Genomic DNA, 19,999 nt, shown 5'->3' with positions numbered 1-19,999 from the left:
AGACTGATTTTAAATTAATGGTCAAATTTACTCATCAATATTCAATAAAAGTACATATCTGCACTTTTTGAGATTTAGAATTTTGTAAAATACCATAACTCTAATTGCTTTTGCCTATTAATCATTACAATTGTTGTTGTTTGATTGGTACTTTTGTACAAACTCAAACAACAGACGATTCTATGAATATTCAGGATAATATCTCTCGTAAAGACTTCCTCAAAAACTCTACCTTTGCTATGGCAGGTTTAGTGGTTTCACAAGGTTTATCTTCACAAAATTTTCAAGAAGAAAATGATATATCATTGTTAAAAGAGAAACTGAGTTTTAAAAATGTTCGTTTGGAAACAGGTTTTGAATACGAAGAAGGCGAAGTAATTGCTACCAAAACAGCCTTATTTTTGATTGAAATTGACAATGGCAAAATCACGAATATTGCTCCTAACCAACCCAATGCCAAAGCGATTGATGCCAAAGGGTATCTGATGCTTCCTTCGTTTCGGGATATGCACATCCATTTAGATAAAACTTTTTATGGAGAAAAATGGCAGGCTACTCGCAAAAGAACCAATGGCGTAAAAGGAATGATTGCTTTAGAACAAAAAATCCTGCCTGAGCTTTTAAAAACCTCTACTTATAAAGCCGAAAAGCTTATAGAATTGCTACAATCAAAAGGAACAGGTTTTGCTCGGAGTCATGTCAATATTGAGCCTACTTCAAAAGTACAATCGCTCAAAAACTTACAAAAGGCACTTGAAAACAAGAAAAATAGCTTTGGTGCCGAGTTAGTTGCTTTTCCACAACATGGCGTATTTTATACCGATTCGGTTCCGTACTTGAAAGATGCGGCACAAATGGATATTGATTTTATTGGTGGTGTTGACCCCTTCACGATTGATGGGGCTATCGAAAAAACGATTGATTTTACGGTACAACTTGCTTTAGACAACAACAAAGGGATTGATATTCACTTGCATGAAGCTGGAGAATCGGGTTTGAAAACGGTGGAATATTTAATCGAAAAGGTTAATGAAAACCCTGTACTGAAAGGAAAAACTTTTGTAAGCCATTGTTTTGTGTTGGGAAAATTAGAGAAACCAAAACAAGAAGAAATAGCAGAAAAGCTGGGTGCAGCACAGATGGGCATTGCTTCGACGATTCCTATAGGTTCGTTAATCATGCCAATTCCTACTTTGTACAAATACAATGTAAAGGTAGTTACAGGCAACGATAGTATTATAGACCACTGGAATACTTATGGTACGGGTAGTGTTTTGCAGAAAGCCAATCTGATGGCTCAATTATATGCCTATAATACGGAATTTTTATTGTCAAGAAGTCTTAAAATTGCTACAGGCGACATCCTGCCTCTCGACGACAAAGGCAATCAACAATGGCCCAAAATAGGCGATAAAGCCAATGTCGTGTTTTTAGATGCTACTTGTTCTGCCGAAGCTGTAGCCAGAGTTTCGCCAGTTACTTCGTTATGCCATGAAGGAAAAATTGTATTTTAGGTAATATTAAAAGAGAGCATCTCTTTGTGTTTGTTGAGCTTTATACGGTCATCAAGTGAATTTTGATGAGGCTGATCAATTGCTCAAATGATAGAAAATTAGGGGCTATTCATACCAAAGGCGTTCGGAATTAGTTTTCCGAACGCCTTTGGTATGTTAAATGACACAGCTTTAGCCGCAAAGTATTGCGGCTAAAGCTGGTGAAAATCATACTTAAAAATAATCATCATCCCCTAAATTTGGGATGCCCCTTGTTTCGATTTACTGCCCATAAGGCAAGGCCATTTAGGTAATAATAGCATATCAACTGCTATTACTTCAAATCCTTCAAAATCTCTTCTATTGCTTTATCCAGTTGAGGGTCTTTGTTGTTGAGTTTATCCACAAAAGTTTGCTGAATATTAATATCTGGACTTACGCCTTCTTTTTCCAAATCTTTGCCGTCTAGGGTATAACATCCCCACGAAGGCAAACGATAAAAAGAACCGTCTACCAATCCTTTTCCAGAAGTAAAGATAATCCAACGGTAGGTTTCTGTTCCGATAATCTTACCTAATTTAAGTTCTTTAAAGCCTTGTGCAGTCATTTCGGCATCGCTCAGCGACTGCTCGTTGATTAATAATACAATAGGCTTTGCTGCTGGACTAAAATTGGGTTGTATGGTATATTGGCCTTCACGATATTTCCACTTTAGGTATGGCTTTTGAGCTAAAAAATTTAATACTAAGTCATGTACATTGCCCCCTCGGTTATTACGAATATCAAAAATCAAGCCTTCTCGATTATAGGCTTCCGAAGTCATATCTATCAAGAATTTTTCTAGTTCTTCACGCCCCATATCGCTCATGTGTACGTATGCAATGCGTTTATTGGCTTTGGTATCTACATATTGTTGGTTTTGGTCTATCCATTCGTTGTATAAATTTCGTACAAAAGCCCACGAACCTTGTGGGTGAATTTTGGTAGTAAAAACCTTACCATTTCTATCGAAGGTCAAGGCTATTTCATCGTCTAAAGATGGTTTTTGGAAATAGAAATCACGGTTTTGACTTGTAGAAATAGTATCGTCGTTAACTTTAATCAGCTTGTCGCCTGGCTGAATATCCTTTCCTGCTTTGTCTGCTACCGAGTTTTTAACCACATATTTCACTTGATAAGGGTTGTCGTTGTCAAACATAATACCAGTATTCAATGTAACGGTTTTGAAATAAGCATCGTCTTCATCGCCATTGGTCGAAAAGCCAGTATGAGAGGCATTTAGCTCGCCGAGCATATCGGTCAATAAAATGCGTAAATCGGCACGGGTATTTACTTGTGGTAGAAACTGCTGATATTTTTGACGCATTTTTACCCAATCTACCCCATTAAAGGTTTCGTTATAAAAGTTTTCTTCAACACCAGCCCATGCTTCATAAAACATTTGTTTGAATTCGCTCGCTAAATTTTTTCTGAAGGTAAAATTGATATCTATTTTATCAAGCTTATTGCCATCAAGATTGAGTTTGTAAATATTGCCATCTACCAAGCCATAATATTTGTTGTCGGCTACCACTATGTCGATATTATTTACGTCAATTCCTTCTATTTTATCGGTTTTATTTTTGGCAAAAGGCTCTATAGTAGTTTTCCATAGCTTGCTTTTTCCACTTTCGTGATTCGACAAAAACAGAATATATGTTTTATCGTCTTTTTGATACACAAGAGGCTGTTCGGCCGCACCTATATTAGGACTAATTTGCTCAAATCGTTGCATCAAACCTTCAAAGTCAATCACGATAGGTTCTATTTTTTTAACTGGAGGTACAACAGGTTTCGCCTCCTCTTTTTTCTTATTATCTGTTTTTGCCACTACTTTTTTATCGTCTTTCTTTTCCTCTTTTTTCTCTTCGGGCTTAAACAAATCACTAAACTTATCGGACTTGTACGGAGCGTCTATTTTTACTAAAGGCACACGATAAATACGGCTATTGTTTGAGCCAAAAGGATAATTAGGCTTAGTTCTGTCCGACTCAAAGTAAATATATTTGCCATCGGGCGACCAATAGGGGTTAGTTTCGGTAATACCAGTATTGGTTAGATTGATGAGTTTTTTATCGGCCAAATGAAATAGAAAAATATCTTGTTCAAAATTACGATAGGCTGTAAACATGATATATTCGCTATTGGGCGAAAAATACGGCATAGGATTATACAAAGCCCAAAGCTCTTCTTTGACAACGGTTGTAGATACCAGCGATTTGAGGTCGAGTAGCCTCACTTCATTTTTTCCACTCAAATAAACCGCCTGTGATTTGTCTTTGTTGAATGAAATATTGCGGTTATTTTGCTGGTCGGTTGTAATTTGTTTGGGAGTTGTCTTGCCATCGGCGGCTACTGTAAATAGGTTTAAATACCCATTTTCGTTAGTTTGGCTAAATAGCAACGTTTTGTTATCTGAAAGCCATTTTACTTCTATGGCTCGTCCTTTGCTATCGGTAGGCAACTGGGCTATATATTTCCCTTCTATATCTGACACAAATAAAGCTCCACGCGAAGAAAATGCGATTTTTTTACCATCGCCTGCTACATCAAAAGCATTGATATTTCCTGCTACTTTATAGTCTTGATCTTTAGGCAAAACATAATTACGAATAGCATTTAGGGTCAGCTTTTGGCTAGTTTTTGACGCTACATCGTACAAGAATAATTGATAGTCTTTTTCAAAAACCACCTTTTGGCCATTGGCACTTACTTGTGGGCGTTTGATAGCCTCGCCGAATTGGGTCAATGCTACCTTTTTGCCGTTATCTAAAGTGTATAAGTTATAATTGCCATTACCTTCGTCCGACGAGAAATATAATTTCCCAGAGCGGTCGATAGTAGGCCAAAGGTCTTTCCCCAAATAATCGGTGTAGCGTTTGTAAGTTTGAGTTTTGAGGTTATATGACTGAATGTCTGGATTAAAAGCTCCTTTATATCCTTTTCGATAGGCTTGGTTATCGCTTTCCCAAGTATTATTAAAAAACAATTCGCCTGTGTTGGGGTGTTCAACAACATTGTGGATACGGTTAAAAAAGTGTTGGAAAGTTCTTTTGGGAGTTCCGCCATTAATACCAATGGTGTAGGCTGTTCCGTCGTTCTGAGCTCCAGAAGCAAAATAAACCGTTTGTGAGTTCCACGACCACGATTCTACGTAGTCAAAGCTATCATGAAATGTTAATTGTCGAATAGCACCTCCAGCCAGAGGCATAATGTATACATCGGGGTTGCCGTATTGTGTACTCGAAAAAGCGACCCATTTGCCATCAGGCGAAATTTTGGGGCGAGTTTCTATTCCTCGCATGGCCGTAAGCCGAGTAGAAGTATTGGTTGATAAATCGGCTTTCCAGAGGTCACCTTCAAAACAATATACTAGCGTTTGTGCATCGGGACTAAGTGTTGGAAAAGAAGTAAAATAGACTTCTTGAGATTGAGCGTGTAAAGAGATAGTACATAGGCTTAAAAAAGCAGCCCACAGCATATTTATTTTTCGCATAAAAATTTAGGTTTATTGACGTGAAGATGAAAATCTGGTAAAGCTAATCGGGATAGTTTAAAAAACAAAAAAAGGTATCTGTAGAGATTCCTACAAATACCTTTTTTTAGACAATAACCTAATCAAGCACTTTGTGTATGCTCAATTATGGCTTATTATAACTTTGAGGCTTTTTTATGCACTAAGCCATCTTTGGTTTTTACCTCTACGATATAATTACCTTTAGGAAGCACCCCCACATTAACAGTTTGCTCGTATTGTTTATTTCCTTGTATTTCAAGCAAATATGTACCCGACAATGTAATTATATTGATAGCTTCAATTTTGTTGCTATTGGCTACGGTTACTTTTATCTCCTCTGCCATCGGATTAGGCGTTACCAAGGCTTTGCCTTCTGTAATAGGCTCGTTGCCAAGGATTTTTTCCAAAATAGCATCCTGACGAGGGTTTGACAACTCACTTTTGCAACCGTCCGTTGTAACTACTTGTACGGCAAATGTAGAACCCGACGTAACTTGAATACTTCGTTGACCACGTAAGGCATCGACAATCACGCCATTTCTGTACCAAATATTACCTGTTGTGGCACTGGACGTATATTCCCAGTAATCACCATCGGCATCAGTCTTTTTTACTACCGATATTGTAGGTTTCAGAGGATTGACACAAAATGAATCAAGTGCCGAAACCGCATAATATTGGGTATTGCCATCTTGGTATGCACCATAGCGTACTCGTCCTGCTGTACCTTTTAGAGTAATACGATTGCTGGCAATTGTTGCAGGCCCACTCAATATAGAGGTAATAACACTTAGCCCCGCATTGCTAGTAGCCGATATAGTAAATGAAGGGTCAGAGACCAGTTTATCTGGAATTTTGGTAATACTAAGAGCCTGTGTTTTTTTCTGAGGCAAAGTACGTGCCTGATTGGTGTACCATACAGCATATTCCGACTCGCCAATAAGTGAGGTTTGGGTAGCATCAATTCCTTTGCGTTTATCGGTTTTGTCGAGCTTGATTATATCGGTATTGTTAGTACCTGTGGCTTCGTCTATGGCATTAAAAATAACATAATCGTCGGTTCTTGAGTATTCTGGATACCCTACAGTATTGTTAATCACTGTAATTTCCCAGTCGGATGGACGACTTAGATTGACCCCAATAATGGCATATAGTTCATCAACCGAACTATTATAAAAGTAATCAAAAGCCAGCATATTGGTAGAGTTTTTAGAAAATGTTGGGTTTCCAATATTTTCGCCTTTCTCTAAGCCAGTTATGAGCTTGTTGACAGTACCACTACCAAAAGTATTGGTTTGGTTATTCCATACATTAATAAAGCCTACATCCCAAAACTCTATTTTAGTATTAGTAGCACTTTTGAGTTCGTTGAAAGAATCATATACTAAGTTTTCGCCATCGTAGTCCCATTCTAGGGCATCGGCATATAGTGTTTGTCCTGTTTTTACTCCTGAAGAATACGTTGGGTTGTATAATCTAAACTTTTTGCCAGTAATAGTACCCGTAGCGGCTAGGTTAAAGACATAAATACTGGTATCGACCTTGGTTGAAATAGCGGCAAGGCGTTTTCCATCTTTCGACACCGCTACGTTATCCCAGCCTGTTGCCGAAATCAATTCTTGTTTGATAGCCCCACTTTGGTCGTTTGGAGAAAAGGCTTTTATCGTTGATAAATCTATGCGATAAATACCATTGTCTTGTTTCACAAAATAAGCATATTTCCCATCGTCGGTTACACTTGGTTTGTTTTTTAGCTCAATATTTTTGGCAATCAACACATAGTTTTTGGTATCCTTCAATGTATCTAACAAATACAACTGCTTGTCTACGGGGTCGTAGCTCAAAATAAAGGCTGTACCAACCTTGCTTGGAACGTCTTTAGATGGCGTTGGTACTGGCGTGCTAGGGTTAGTACTAGGAGGGTTAGGTGTTGGAGCATTAGCATCAGTAATACCTACGGCATCAAAGGCATTTCGGGCGGCTGTTACTTCGGCACTATTGGTACCATATAGGTCGGTAGCAGACTGAATAACAGCACGGCGTAAATCAATAAATTTAGAACTACTTGTTAAATATTTAGAAAGTGTTCTGTAATAAACGGCTTCGGCTTTTTCTTTTGAATTAATGGCTGTAGCAAAACGATAATAAGCATAATTGGGAATACCAGAGTTGATATGTACGCCATAGTTATCTTCCGAACCTGTATAATATTGGCTCATAGTAGCTGGTTGAAAACCATCGTCACGCAAGCTACTTCCTCCCTGATTGGGGTTTGATAAATCACGTAAAGGTTTTGAGCCTTTTACAACATCCTCGCCCATCGTCCAGTCGTCACGGTCAATCATTGCTCCAAAAATATCAGCCATCGATTCATTGATTGCACCTGATTGTCCTTTGTACACCAAGTTGGCGGTATTTTCTACTACACCATGTGTCATTTCGTGTCCTGCTACATCCAAGCCTCCAGCCAATGGTTTGAAATAGGTTTTGCCTCGACCGTAGCCCATAAACTCTCCGTTCCAAAAAGCATTATCCATACCGCTACCATCCTCGTCGGTTAGGTTTATCAACGAAATAATACTTCCTGCTTTGCCATTTAGCGACTCTCTATTAAAGGTTTTTTTGTAATAATCGTACGATAGACTAGCATTATAATGTGCCGAAACGGCTTCGGTATTTGACCAAGTATTGTTTGACGACGCTACCTGACGAACGGTAATGTTATCGACCGTTGAGCCACCTGCATTAAGTGTCCAGATTACACCTTGAGGATCGTCCAGATTAATTGCCCCACCCTTAAACATTCCTTTGGTAGCGTCTATCATATAATATGTATTGCCCGACAAATAGGTATTAATTGAGCGAGTTTTACCGTTTAGGTCGGTAGCATTGGCTTTGTTAGGGCCATCAATAGTACAGGTATAATTATTTTTTTCCAGAATTTCACCTGTATTAGCATCAATCATATAAATCCATCTTTCTACAAAATTAGGGCGTACCAATACCTCATAAGCTAATCGTTCGCCATCTAAGGCATCGTTTTTATGAAAAACAAATAGTTGAGCCTTGGGCTGTTGATATTTTAGCAAGGCTTTTTCTGCAAAAGTCAAAGTACGTACTTTGGTGCTTTTTTGTACATCTTGCATTGCCAAACTGCCAATTTGTTGTGCCGATATGGAAGGATTTGTGTCTTGTAACGTTGGTGTTGGAAACAAATGCCCATTCAATACCCCAATAGAATTTCTGTCGGCATGTAACACTACTTCAGCACCATACACAGGAATACCCTTGTGCATTTGTTGCATTTTGATATGCGTTTGTTTTAGCTCGTCAGATTCAATATTTCTTACATCAAACTCTTCCTCTACATTTTCAAAACGTAAGTATGTTTTCATGGCTTCCATATAATTATAAGCCATAGATTCCATTGTAGAACGCCCACTACGGACAATAGTACTTTGCGATTTGGGCTTGCCTACAATAAAAGCAGGCATGCCATTTTCGTCGCGGTAAATCGTGATACCTTCTCGTTTGGCAATTAGGTTTTCTCGCAACACATTATTAGTATAGTCAAAAGTGTATCGTGTACGAGAGGGTTCTTTATTGGTAGAATTATCGACTGTCGGTAAATTAAGGCTATTTCCTAAGCCTGTTTTTGTCCTATTTTTAAAGTTTTTCTGAGCTATTAGTCCATAGCTGCTCAAAAGCACAAAGATGAGAAGTAAAAATTTTTTCATGTGAATACAGAATTTTTATGGAAGAAAGCTATTTAGCTACTCGGCCTATTTTCAAGAAAACGGGAAAGAAAACCTCAAATTGAGCATTTTTTGTAGAAATATCATTACAAGCTTCAATAAATTGAGTAACTGGATTGGTTTGGTGTTGATTTATGTATTTTTGGACACTCGACCACGTATTCAAATAGCCTTCTAGCTGGTCAAAATCCCAGTGGTAATTCATCGAAAAGCTAGGAGTTTTGATTTCTTCAAAGGTGAATGGAATTGTTTGGTATTCTTCGTCGATATACCGCCTTTCGCCGTCCCAATAGTCGCCAATTTGTTCTTGGTAAAAATGCTGAAATTTATCGTTAAGCTCTTTATTATCAATCAGTAATGTACCATATCCCCAAACCGCCAAAAGGGCATTGGGTTTACAAACCCGCTGAACTTCTTGATAAAACTGCGTAAACTCAAACCAATGAATAGCCTGCCCAACGGTTACTAAATCAAAGGTGTTTTGCTCAAAAGGAGTATGTTCGGCTGGCGAAATCAGGTATTCAATATTAGGTGCTAGGGTAGCATTTTCTAGTTGTTTTTGACTTATATCGGTAGCTACTACCTGATCAAAATATTGGGCTAAATGGCTGGCTACCTGCCCGTTGCCAGTAGCACAATCCCATGCCTTTTGGCGACCCTTGAGTTGGGCCAGTATAAAATCATAAAGGGCTTGTGGATACCTTGGACGAAATTTGGCATATAAATGAGCCTGTTTTGAGAAATTGTCTTTGGGTTGCATGGTTGTTATTTGGGTAGCGTGTCCATAAACTTACGATAAAATTTTTTGAGCGAATCAGGTGCCATTTGTGAATTCGACCACTGTACTTTACGAGTTCCTTTTTTACCTTCCGAAAACTCGATAAAATAATTCATATTGCCTGTTTCGTTGAGTGCCAGGCTATCTAAGCGTAGAGTAGTTATTTCAGCAAAAAATTGCTTCGCTTTTGTCTTTGACAACTGAGTTATATGTTCGGTAGAATCTGTTTTACTAGATTTGTGAACAATTTCGCCCGACGGTTTTAGCGAATATTGATGCCAAATACCCGTAAATCCTCCTCCAGAACCAACCGTAATAAGTTGGTCATTGGGAATAGACTTACAAGATAAAACGCCTAATAGCGATGTCATAAAAAGTAATTTTTTCATCATAGTCTCATTAAAATAATGAATTAAATAAGTAATAGAGCCTATTTGGATGTACTCTACTACCCCAACTAATTAGGTACAAAATTAAGTATGGGTACTAAATTTTGAGCTTAAATAACTTTGCTCGCCTATTTACTTAATGGTTTGTTTTGGCAAAACTTCAATACCTACAACACCAAAATGTCGAGCAAAGCATATACCTATTATATACTGTACTCGACATAGCGGTGTCAATAGTTATTACGGGAAAATAAAAAATGGTAACAGCCTTATAGGGCTAATTCGCTTACGGTTAACCAGCTCATCAGGCCTGCACCAATTTCGAGGGCATTTTCATCAATATCAAAGGTTGGAGTATGTACCCCCGAAATAATACCACGCTCTTCGTTGCGAGTACCTAAACGATAAAAGCAGGCATCTACATGGTGGGTATAAAAAGCAAAGTCTTCGGCAGCAAGCCAAATATCTAGGTCTATTACATTTTCTTGACCCATAAAATCAACCGCAGCACCTTTCATACGACGAGTAAGTTCGGGTTCATTTTTCAAGAAAGGATATCCTTTCTGAATAAACACTTCGCAAGTACCGCCCATTGCCTCGGCTGTTAGTTCGGCAATTTTACGAATCCGTTGTAAGCCTTCAGCACGCCATTCTTCGTCCATAGCACGGAATGTACCCTCTATGTATACCTCGTTAGGGATAACATTGGTAGCTCCATTGGCTATTACTTTGCCAAAAGTAAGCACAGAAGGATAACGAGGGTTGCGGTTACGAGAAATGATTTGTTGCATTGATACAATAATATGCGAGGCTATCAACACAGGGTCGATACAGCTTTCGGGCATTGCACCATGTCCACCTTTTCCTTTTACGGTCAAGTATAGCTCATCGGCCGAGGCCATATACATACCTTCTCTAAAACCAATTTTGCCGACAGGAATATTAGGAGCCACGTGTTGCCCAAGCATTTTATGAGGAGTAGGGTTTTGCAAAACACCCTGTTCAATCATAATGCTTGCTCCACCTGGGGCTTTTTCTTCGGCAGGCTGAAATACCAATTTTACCGTACCCTCAAACTCTTCTTTAAGATTTTGCAAAATTTTGGCAGTTCCTAATAACGACGACGTGTGAACATCATGTCCACAAGCGTGCATCACACCAGGGTTCAGAGATTTGTAAGGTACATCGTTGGCTTCTACAATAGGAAGGGCATCCATATCGGCCCTAAGAGCTACCACTTTTTTTTCAGGATTACGGCCTTCAATCGTTGCTACCAATCCAGTATTGGCAATCTCTACAGGTGTAATACCAATTTCTTTGAGCTTTTGAGCAACATATTTTTGCGTATTAAATTCATGAAAAGAAAGCTCAGGATTGGTATGCAAATAACGACGATTTGCCACAAATTCTCCCGCATGTTGGGCGGCTAATTGTTTGATTTTATCTTTCATTTGATAATATTCTAATGATATAAGAATCGTAAGATAAGCTAATGACTAAGCCAATGTTATTGCAAAGTTACACGACAACAGGGCTTTAGCCCAACCATTCTTTCAAATTCTCATTTTGAGCATCGAGCAACTGCAATTGTACCTTCAACGCTTCGTCAAAAGTAACCTCTATCCCATACCAACTTAAAAGGGCTTGTACCTGTGTTTCGAGAGGCGTATTACCCAAAATACATTCTTCAAAATATGTTGATAACGAACCACCCGCTACCTCTTCGGCTATCGTCCGATAATCGGCCAAAGAATAGCCAATAGCTGTTTTACCAAAACGCTCCCACATCAAACGCATCACATCGTGAATCGACTTTTGGTGTTGGGTTGCCTGACGAATGTAACCATCTAATAAAAAAGCGACTACTGCCCCTTTATTATAAATGGATACCCGTCGATGTGGAATTGAGGCAACGTAACCATCTAACCATAAATCAAAAGAAGCTTCTACCAACGACATCGACGATTTGCCATCCTGCTCAAAATGACGTTTGAGGGTTGTTTCAAACTCTTTGAGGTACTCTTCTAACGAAAAAACACCCGATTGTTTGAGAAAAACATCGCCAAGATAGGTTGTTACCCCTTCGGCTACAAAGCCTGTCTGAAAATAGTTTTCTCGGGTCAAGTCGTATGGCAACATTTCTACAGGTCTGATTTTACAGATATTCCAAGCATGATATAGCTCGTGCGAGCTTACGCCCAAAAGGTCGGAATATAGGCCATCGCCCTCAGTATCAGGCCCCAAAACAACCATTGTAGAGCTACGATGTTCTACTCCATGATAAAAAGACACAGGTAGAATCCAATTGATGAAATGGTATTCCTTTTCAGGAAAATCGCCCATAACATCAATTTGTTTTTGAGAAAATTTGGTAAAATCTAATACTATTTTTTCCCAGTTGGGCTGGTAATTTCCTAAGAACCAAACATAAAAATCAACATCCCTAATGGCAAATTGTTGGCTTTGTAAATAAGGACTTGCCAACACAGGAGAATCAACCAAATGATAGTAATCATCGGCCCATAAAGTGTTATTTTTATATTGTAAGCCACAAGCTACTTTATAAGTATCGGGCAAATTCAACTCAACCGAGCAAGGTTCGTGCATTCGGCCATTTACGTATGGCAAGCAATTGACAAAATTTACATATAAAGTATTTTCGTCGATATATGAACTTCCAGCATTGGCAAAAACACCACTTGGATGCTGAATAAAGGCATAATACCTTAATTTTACCGTTAGTTTGCTAGCACCTTTGGTGTACACTTTCCAGCGGTCTTTAGATACCTTATGGAAGTCTACCTTTCTGTTGAGTTCGTCTGTAATCTCAAAAGTTTGAATATTTTTGGCAAAATTCTGAAGCTCATAACGCCCAGGCCGCCAAGCAGGTAACTGAATTTTTATACGGTCAGATGTAATATTTTCAACCTCCATTTCTATCGTTAGGAAATGGCTCTGAGGATTTTCTGCATAAATTTTGTATCTCATTTTTTATCGGGAATGCTAAAGATGCAAGGTACTATTATTCGTAAAGAATCCAAAGTTACTCATAATCAAGGTGCAAGCAATTAGAATCTTTTGGTAAAGTAGTTTGCAATTTTAAAAAAAATAAGTACCTTTGCACTCCTATTTTTGGGACAAAAGATTTTTATATTTTGAAAATTTTCACTGATACTTCAGACCAACTTTGATAATTTTTCAAAATATCTCTGAAAATCAGTCAGTTTATATTGTAAAAGACATTTCAATTTTCAATAGCAATGAAAAGAACATTTCAACCATCGGTAAGAAAAAGAAAAAACAAGCACGGATTCCGTGATAGAATGTCAACTGCAAATGGTCGCCGTGTATTGGCTGCTCGCCGTGCAAGAGGAAGACACAAATTGACAGTTTCAGACGAGAAGAGAGGTAAGTAATTTGTGAGTTTCTGCGTTTCGTGTTTCATGTCTCGTGTTAACAATTACTCAACTCGATTCCAGAAACAAGTAATTAAAGAAACTTTGAATGAAAAAAACTTTCAAGAAATCTGAGCGACTTTCTAGCAAGAAAATTATTGAATCCCTCTTTGACAAGGGTAGTGAACAAACCAAATCGGTTTTTCTCTACCCTTTTCGTGTTTCTTTCCTTGAAAAAAATACAGATACACCTAGTACCGAATTACCCCAAATTCTGATTTCGGTTTCTAAACGATACTTCAAACACGCCGTTGACCGCAACCTCATAAAACGCCGTACTCGTGAGGCTTATCGCCTCAACAAACAGCTATTGCTCCAAAAAAATACTCAGCCATTACCTGCATACATTGCTTTTGTGTATATTGCTAAGAAAATAGAGGATTATGCCAAAATTGAAAAGGCTATGAAAGGTATTTTATACAAAATGAATTAAAGAAATTTTGTGTAAAATAAAGCTTATTCGATGGCTACTATTTCGACATAACATAATCACAACTACTTCGTTATATTCTTGTTTTGAAAAGCTGAATTATATCATCCTATGAAATTGAAAAGACCTTACAGAACCCTATTGGCTACCACTGTGGTAATAACGGGGTTATCGCTCGCTTCTTTTACTGACCCCGGTGAAAGGTTTTTTGAAATTGCCAAAAATTTAGACATTTACGCTACGCTTTTCAAAGAACTCAACCGCTATTATGTCGATGAAATCAACCCCAATCGAACCATTAAAACGTCGATTGATGCCATGTTAAAGTCATTTGACCCCTATACCGTGTACTATGCCGAAGACGATATCGAGGATTACATGACCATGACCACTGGCAAATACAATGGCATTGGAATTGTTACAGGTAACCGCTCGGGGCGTATTACTGTTATGGGAATTGACGAAGGTACACCTGCCGAAAAATCGGGCTTGCGTATAGGCGACGAAATCGTTAAAGTAGATGGAATTGAACTTAATAATAAAAAAGGAATAGACCCTGGCAAGCTTATTAAAGGACAAACAGGTACTATTGTAAAGCTTACAGTAAAACGATATGGTAGCAATAAACTCGAAGAGATTAGCATAGCCAGGGATGTCGTAAAAATGAAAAATGTAACTTACTTTGGTATGATTAACGACGAAGTAGGCTATATCGACCTCAAAGATTTTAATAGCACGGCTTCTAAGGAAGTACGCCAAGCTTTTACCGATTTGAAAGCGAATGGTATGAAAAAACTGGTGATTGATTTGCGTGACAATCCTGGGGGGTTGCTAAATATGGCAGTGGATATTTGTAATATTTTCTTGCCAAAAGATGCCGAAATAGTGTCGACGAAAGGAAAAGTTGAAGAATGGAACAAAACCTATACAGGGCTAAAACCTGCTGTCGATATTGATATTCCGATTACTGTACTTACCAATTCGAGAAGTGCTTCGGCTGCCGAAATTGTAGCAGGTGTTATTCAGGATTACGATCGTGGTGTACTGGTTGGCCAACGTAGCTATGGCAAAGGACTTGTACAAATCACGCGTGACTTGTCGTTCAATACCAAACTAAAAGTAACAACGGCCAAATACTATATTCCAAGTGGACGCTGTATTCAGGCTATTGACTACGGACACCGCAATCCTGATGGAAGTGTCGGCAAAGTGCCAGATTCTTTGATTACGGCTTTCAAAACGGTTCGTAGCGGACGAACAGTATTTGACGGAGGGGGAATTCTGCCCGATATAGAAGTTGAAAAACCAACTCCAGCAATGGTTACTCAGGCTTTATCTAATCGTTTGATTTTGTTTGATTATGCTATTAAATACCACCACGAACACCCAAGTATCAAGCCTGCCAAAGAGTTTGCTTTGAGCGATGCCGAATATCAAGATTTTATAAAATGGGCTGTTAATCAGTCTTTTGACTATACAACACAAGCTGAAAAAGACCTGAATGTACTTGAAGCATCGGCCAAAAAAGAACGTTATTACGATGCCGTATCTGACCAATTGAAATCCCTTCGTGCCAAACTTTCACACAATAAAGAGGCCGATATGTTGAAGTTTAAGGATGAAATCAAAATGGCTTTGGAACAAGAAATTGTAGTGCATTATTATCTGCAAAAAGGAACTCGTGAACAGTCATTTGCCAAAGACCCTGAGATTCAGGCAGCTCTAAAATTGTTTACAGATATGAACCGTTACAATGCTATTTTGAAAGGAAGCAAGTAATTTTGTACTGGGCTATATCCTAAAGCAAAAGATAAAGTTATAGCATTGGCTCTTGCTTTATCTTTTGCTTTTTTTATTTAATTATTTATTTGTTGTAAGTAAGCTAGTAATGAGGCACTGAGTTGTTGTTGCTATTCTTAAATTATTATTTTATGTCTTTAATTGTTAGTATCGATACATCCACCAAGGTATGTTCAGTGGCATTGCATCAAGATGGTAAACTTTTAGCCTTGAATGAGTTATTTACCGAAAAATCGCACTCGGGAATGCTCACGACATTGGTTGAAAATGTGGTAAAATATGCAGGTTTTTCGCTCCAACAGTTAGACGCCATTGCTGTAGCCAAAGGGCCAGGCTCTTATACTGGGCTTCGGATTGGTGTATCTACAGCCAAGGGCTTGTCTTTTTCATTAGATAAACCGCTTATTTCGGTCAATACCCTCGAAGCTATGGCAAGTCAGATGAAGGATTTTTATCCAGCAAACTACCTGCTTTGCCCAATGATTGATGCTCGACGCATGGAAGTTTATTGTGGGCTTTGGGACAATAGTTTGCTGCAAGTTACCACTACAGAAGCCAAAATAATTGATGAAACATCATTTGAGGAACTTTTAGCTACTCAGAATGTTGTATTTTTTGGTGATGGTGCTCAAAAATGCAAAGCCAAAATAACGCATGAGCATGCTATTTTTCCTACGGTTGAGATTTACCCATCGGCCAAAACGGTAGGAATATTGGCATATCAGGCGTATCAACGGCAAGCTTTTGAAAATGTTGTAAGTTTTGAGCCTTTCTACCTCAAAGATTTTGTTGGAACAACACCCAAAAGCAAATAGAATATGGAAACCGAGGATATAATTATCAATAAAGTAGCCAATAGTGGGCTTGTAACTCTCAATTTAGAAGATTACTACCATCAGGGAGAAAGGGTGGTTTATGATATTAAAGATAACCTCTTTATGGGAATGATTTTGAAGGAAAAAGACTTTCGCGAGTTCCTTAAAAGTCATGACTGGTCGGTATATGCAGGCAAAAATGTAGCGATTGTCTGCTCGGAAGATGCTATTGTACCCACTTGGGCTTATATGCTTTTGACCCTAAAATTACAACCTGTGGCTAATTTGGTGGTATTTGGTAACCTGCAACAGCTCGAAGAAAAACTATATTACGATGCCATTGCCAAGATCAATCCTCATGATTATTTAGATGCACGTGTAGTGATTAAAGGCTGCTCAAAAGTTCCTGTACCTACAGTAGCCTATGTCGAAATTACTCGTTTGTTACAGCCCTATGTCAAGTCATTGATGTTTGGTGAACCTTGTAGTACTGTACCTTTGTATAAGAAAAAATAAAACGTGTTATATGTCAAAATCGTCATACTAAACAAGAGGTTGTTTAGTATGACGATTTTTTTGTTTGAACCCTAGTAATCTATCTCAAGCAATAAGTTCTAATAGATTAGATACTTAATCTGCCCAAGCTCTTTTTTCTTTTTTGCCCAAAAAGGGTATCCAACTGGCTTCCATAGCACCACCAAAATCCCGTAAAAACATCACAAAAGAGGGTTTGTAAGGTTTGCTTCTTAGTATCATACCTGCTTCTTCAGGTGTTAGGTCTCCTTTCTTTGAATTACAACGCTTACAGGCTGTGATAAGATTGTCCCACGAAGTACGTCCTCCTCGTGACTTAGGCTGTACGTGGTCGAGGGTTAGGTCTTCTTTAGAACCACAATATTGGCATTCACCGTGGTCGCGTCTAAAGATATTCTGGCGAGAAAGAATTACGCCCTTAAATGGCATATAAACATACCTATGGAGACGAATAACAGATGGCATAGGGAACGACTGAGACACAGTACGAAGCTGCTCAGTTTCGGATTCGGCAACAAGGTCTGCCTTTTTGAGATATACGAGTAAAAATGCTTTTGGAATAGAACAAACTGCCAATGCACTATAATCTTGATTCAATACTAAGACTTTCCGACCCATAATTATAAAAATTTTGTTGGTGAAATAATCGGTCATCAGTCGGAGGTTTTTGCCAAGTTACCTTACTAAACGACCTGATATATGTAATTGATTCATTGTACTAGATTATAAAATTAGCCGTGATTATAGGCCAATGGTTGTGATTAGATTGTGTTAAAGGTGCTTTTTACGTATTTGCAAATTAATGATAAATCCTAATAATACAACGACTGAACTGTAAAAATAGTTTTCACATAACTTTTTGTTAATGAGTATTTTACAGAAGTATTCAGGATTTTGGTGAGCTAATGACTAATGTAGCCGAAGAAGAAGACAAAAATACATTTTCACCAAGTATTGTAAGAATATCTTGGTGAAAATGTACGCTATAAAACAAGGTAAGGGATTTTGTAACAAAAATTTAGGCTGTAATCAATTGGGTTTTCTTTCGGAATCGGTTAAAACATCGTGTTATTAATCGCTCATAAGTTTTCCCATACTGTTCAAAACACCAATCTTTAAGAGATTTTACTTCTTCAATAGCGATGTTTTTGATAGCTTTTCTAAGCTCTTTTTCAAATAACTTGGCATCAAAACTAACTTTATCAAGAATCATTTTGACGTAATCTAACGTTGTCATAGTTTTTTAGAGATTTGAAAATTTGGTTTAATGAAAAAGTTGAATTGTAAAAGTGTAATTTGGGTTAAACTAAATATCCTGACATAAAAAGGTTGTATCTTGCTAAAAAATTGCCATATATTTTAGACTAGTTCTTTCTTCATTATCAAAAACAAGTGGCTATACATGGTAATAGCACTGTTGAATTTTCAATTAAATAATGGTTTCATAAACTAGGGAAATAGTACCCTTTGACGAAAAACGGTGAAATTTACGAAAAATTATATTACTATTTCAATATTATTTTGTTTTTTAATTAGCTATATCGGGATAGCCCAAGACAACACGCCTGTAGTTACGCTTGGCGAAAAAAATATTACGAGCGATATGCCTTTTGTAGTGACTGTGGTAATCAAAACAACGCCCGAACAGCCTATTCCCGAGTGTAGATTCCCCGAATTTCCAGATTTTAGTAAGCGTGGGTTTACCAAAGCCATAGCTAGGTCGTTGGTGGCTGGGCAGCCTATTGTTACTTACAGTATTTCACAAAATTATTTGCCCAAAAAAGAAGGCACACTAAAAATAAAACCCTTCAAGCTGCTCGTCAATAATACTGAGGTTAAAAGTGAAGGTTGTTTGGTGATTGTAACCAAACCTCTCGATAACCCTTTGGCCGAAGAAACCGAAACTACCAGCGAAGATTTTACTGATTTTATAGAAGGCAATCAAAAAGATTTGGTCAATGTAAAAGAGAATGCTTTCCTTTCGCTCAATACCAACAAGCTTAATCCTTTTGTGGGGGAAGGTTTTACACTGACTTTGGCATTTTATGTAGCAGAAAGTAATACTGCCGATATTCAGTTTGACCAAAATACTACTCAAATTCCTGCTATTATCAAAAAAATCAAACCTGAAAGCTGCTGGGAAGAAAGCTTTGGCCTGACCGAAACCCAAGGAGAATCTATTAAGATTAATGGCAAAAATTATATGCAGTACAAGTTTTATCAAGCTACTTTTTATCCACTCAACAACAAAGAAATCGTAATCCCATCGGTAAACTTACGCCTTCTCAAAGATGCCAATAGCAAAGAAGAGGGCAAAAAGCAATCATACGTGTCGTTTAGTACCAAGCCTTTTGTGATAAAACCTAAAGACTTACCGCCACACCCACTCAAACAACAAATATCGGTAGGTGTATTTACCCTAAAAGAAACCGTTAATACCACCAATATCGCAACAGGAAAGTCAATCGACTACCAAATCCAGATTTCGGGCGATGGCAATATTTCAGAAGTAAAGTTGCCTACAGTAAAAAATGACAGTACATTCGACTTCTTTCAGCCCGATATTAATTCAACTATTTCGCCTCAAGGCAACAAAATAATTGGTACAAAATCATTTACTTTTCATATAATTCCCAAACAGGCTGGTAACTTTGCAATGTCAAAGTACTTTAGTTGGATTTATTTTAATCCTCAAAAAGGCCGATACGATACCCTTCGACCCAAAGTAGAGATTCATTCGAGTGGTAAAACTATCAATACCGTAGATACTCCAACAGGCGAAAGTGCCTCTATTTACGATGGCCTCGATCAGCTCAATACCAATGAAGAAGCCAGTAATATTATTAAATTACTAAAAAATGAGGCTAACATTTTTATCATTATTATGCTGATAGGAATGGTCTATATTTTTTTACCGAATAAGAAAAAAAGATTATAATATAATGCGTAAACAGGGGTATATTCTTGCCTATTGTATAGACAAAATGATACCCA

General features: G+C 37.9%; 15 protein-coding genes. 7 read left to right on the top strand and 8 right to left on the bottom strand.

The genetic code is table 11. From position 1 onward, the window contains the following. Positions 1-182: 182 nt before the first annotated feature. Complete coding sequence (locus tag FLEMA_RS0138615) at positions 183-1,514, top strand: amidohydrolase (protein ID WP_026996648.1); 1,332 nt, start codon at positions 183-185, stop codon at positions 1,512-1,514. A gap of 313 nt (positions 1,515-1,827) precedes the next feature. On the opposite strand, the gene FLEMA_RS71730 is transcribed toward FLEMA_RS0138615, so the two are convergent. The 6 genes from FLEMA_RS71730 to FLEMA_RS71705 all read right to left on the bottom strand — a co-directional run bounded on the left by FLEMA_RS71730 (position 1,828) and on the right by FLEMA_RS71705 (position 12,959). Beyond that, positions 1,828-5,028 carry a S41 family peptidase gene (locus FLEMA_RS71730; RefSeq protein ID WP_044172609.1) on the bottom strand — a complete coding sequence of 1,067 codons (3,201 nt, stop codon included), beginning with the start codon at positions 5,026-5,028 and terminating at the stop codon, positions 1,828-1,830. Between the two features lie 155 nt (positions 5,029-5,183). After that, positions 5,184-8,786 (bottom strand): M4 family metallopeptidase, encoded by a 3,603-nt coding sequence (locus tag FLEMA_RS71725; RefSeq protein WP_052354175.1) that lies wholly within the window; start codon positions 8,784-8,786, stop codon positions 5,184-5,186. 28 nt (positions 8,787-8,814) lie between these two features. Next, positions 8,815-9,564, bottom strand: coding sequence for a class I SAM-dependent methyltransferase (locus FLEMA_RS71720; RefSeq protein ID WP_044172606.1), 750 nt, complete (start codon positions 9,562-9,564; stop codon positions 8,815-8,817). 5 nt (positions 9,565-9,569) lie between these two features. Continuing rightward, the gene (locus FLEMA_RS71715; RefSeq protein WP_044172603.1) at positions 9,570-9,974 is read right to left on the bottom strand and encodes a hypothetical protein; all 405 of its coding nucleotides are present in this window, start codon (positions 9,972-9,974) and stop codon (positions 9,570-9,572) included. Positions 9,975-10,240: 266 nt separating this feature from the next. Further along, positions 10,241-11,422, bottom strand: a complete 1,182-nt coding sequence (locus FLEMA_RS71710) for a M20 metallopeptidase family protein (protein ID WP_044172600.1) — start codon at positions 11,420-11,422, stop codon at positions 10,241-10,243. An 85-nt stretch (positions 11,423-11,507) separates the two neighbouring features. After that, on the bottom strand, positions 11,508-12,959 hold the full coding sequence (locus FLEMA_RS71705; protein ID WP_044172598.1) for a M61 family metallopeptidase: 1,452 nt from the start codon (positions 12,957-12,959) through the stop codon (positions 11,508-11,510). A gap of 272 nt (positions 12,960-13,231) precedes the next feature. Between FLEMA_RS71705 and rpmH the strand changes: the two genes are divergently transcribed. From rpmH to FLEMA_RS0138265, 5 genes are all read left to right on the top strand, one after another. Continuing rightward, positions 13,232-13,387: a 50S ribosomal protein L34 gene (gene rpmH / locus FLEMA_RS76620; RefSeq protein WP_026997915.1), complete on the top strand. Its 156-nt coding sequence runs from the start codon at positions 13,232-13,234 to the stop codon at positions 13,385-13,387. Between the two features lie 88 nt (positions 13,388-13,475). Beyond that, the gene (gene rnpA, locus FLEMA_RS71700; protein ID WP_044172595.1) at positions 13,476-13,859 is read left to right on the top strand and encodes a ribonuclease P protein component; all 384 of its coding nucleotides are present in this window, start codon (positions 13,476-13,478) and stop codon (positions 13,857-13,859) included. A 108-nt stretch (positions 13,860-13,967) separates the two neighbouring features. Then, complete coding sequence (locus tag FLEMA_RS0138275) at positions 13,968-15,635, top strand: S41 family peptidase (protein ID WP_026996639.1); 1,668 nt, start codon at positions 13,968-13,970, stop codon at positions 15,633-15,635. A 152-nt stretch (positions 15,636-15,787) separates the two neighbouring features. Then, on the top strand, positions 15,788-16,471 hold the full coding sequence (tsaB, locus tag FLEMA_RS0138270) for a tRNA (adenosine(37)-N6)-threonylcarbamoyltransferase complex dimerization subunit type 1 TsaB (RefSeq protein ID WP_026996638.1): 684 nt from the start codon (positions 15,788-15,790) through the stop codon (positions 16,469-16,471). A 3-nt stretch (positions 16,472-16,474) separates the two neighbouring features. Next, on the top strand, positions 16,475-16,987 hold the full coding sequence (locus FLEMA_RS0138265) for a DUF2480 family protein (protein WP_026996637.1): 513 nt from the start codon (positions 16,475-16,477) through the stop codon (positions 16,985-16,987). Positions 16,988-17,101: 114 nt separating this feature from the next. Here the strand turns inward: FLEMA_RS0138265 and FLEMA_RS0138255 are convergent, their stop codons facing one another. Both FLEMA_RS0138255 and FLEMA_RS0138245 read right to left on the bottom strand, forming a co-directional pair. Then, positions 17,102-17,623, bottom strand: coding sequence for an HNH endonuclease (locus FLEMA_RS0138255; protein ID WP_026997914.1), 522 nt, complete (start codon positions 17,621-17,623; stop codon positions 17,102-17,104). Between the two features lie 400 nt (positions 17,624-18,023). Then, positions 18,024-18,242: a hypothetical protein gene (locus FLEMA_RS0138245; RefSeq protein WP_026996636.1), complete on the bottom strand. Its 219-nt coding sequence runs from the start codon at positions 18,240-18,242 to the stop codon at positions 18,024-18,026. A 243-nt stretch (positions 18,243-18,485) separates the two neighbouring features. Between FLEMA_RS0138245 and FLEMA_RS0138240 the strand changes: the two genes are divergently transcribed. Next, positions 18,486-19,943 (top strand): BatD family protein, encoded by a 1,458-nt coding sequence (locus FLEMA_RS0138240; RefSeq protein ID WP_026996635.1) that lies wholly within the window; start codon positions 18,486-18,488, stop codon positions 19,941-19,943. Positions 19,944-19,999 lie beyond the last annotated feature (56 nt).

Source organism: Flectobacillus major DSM 103, from assembly GCF_000427405.1.
Taxonomy (GTDB): domain Bacteria; phylum Bacteroidota; class Bacteroidia; order Cytophagales; family Spirosomataceae; genus Flectobacillus; species Flectobacillus major.
The sequence above is the reverse complement of the archived record's forward strand: the minus strand, read 5'-3'. Positions and strand labels throughout refer to the sequence as shown.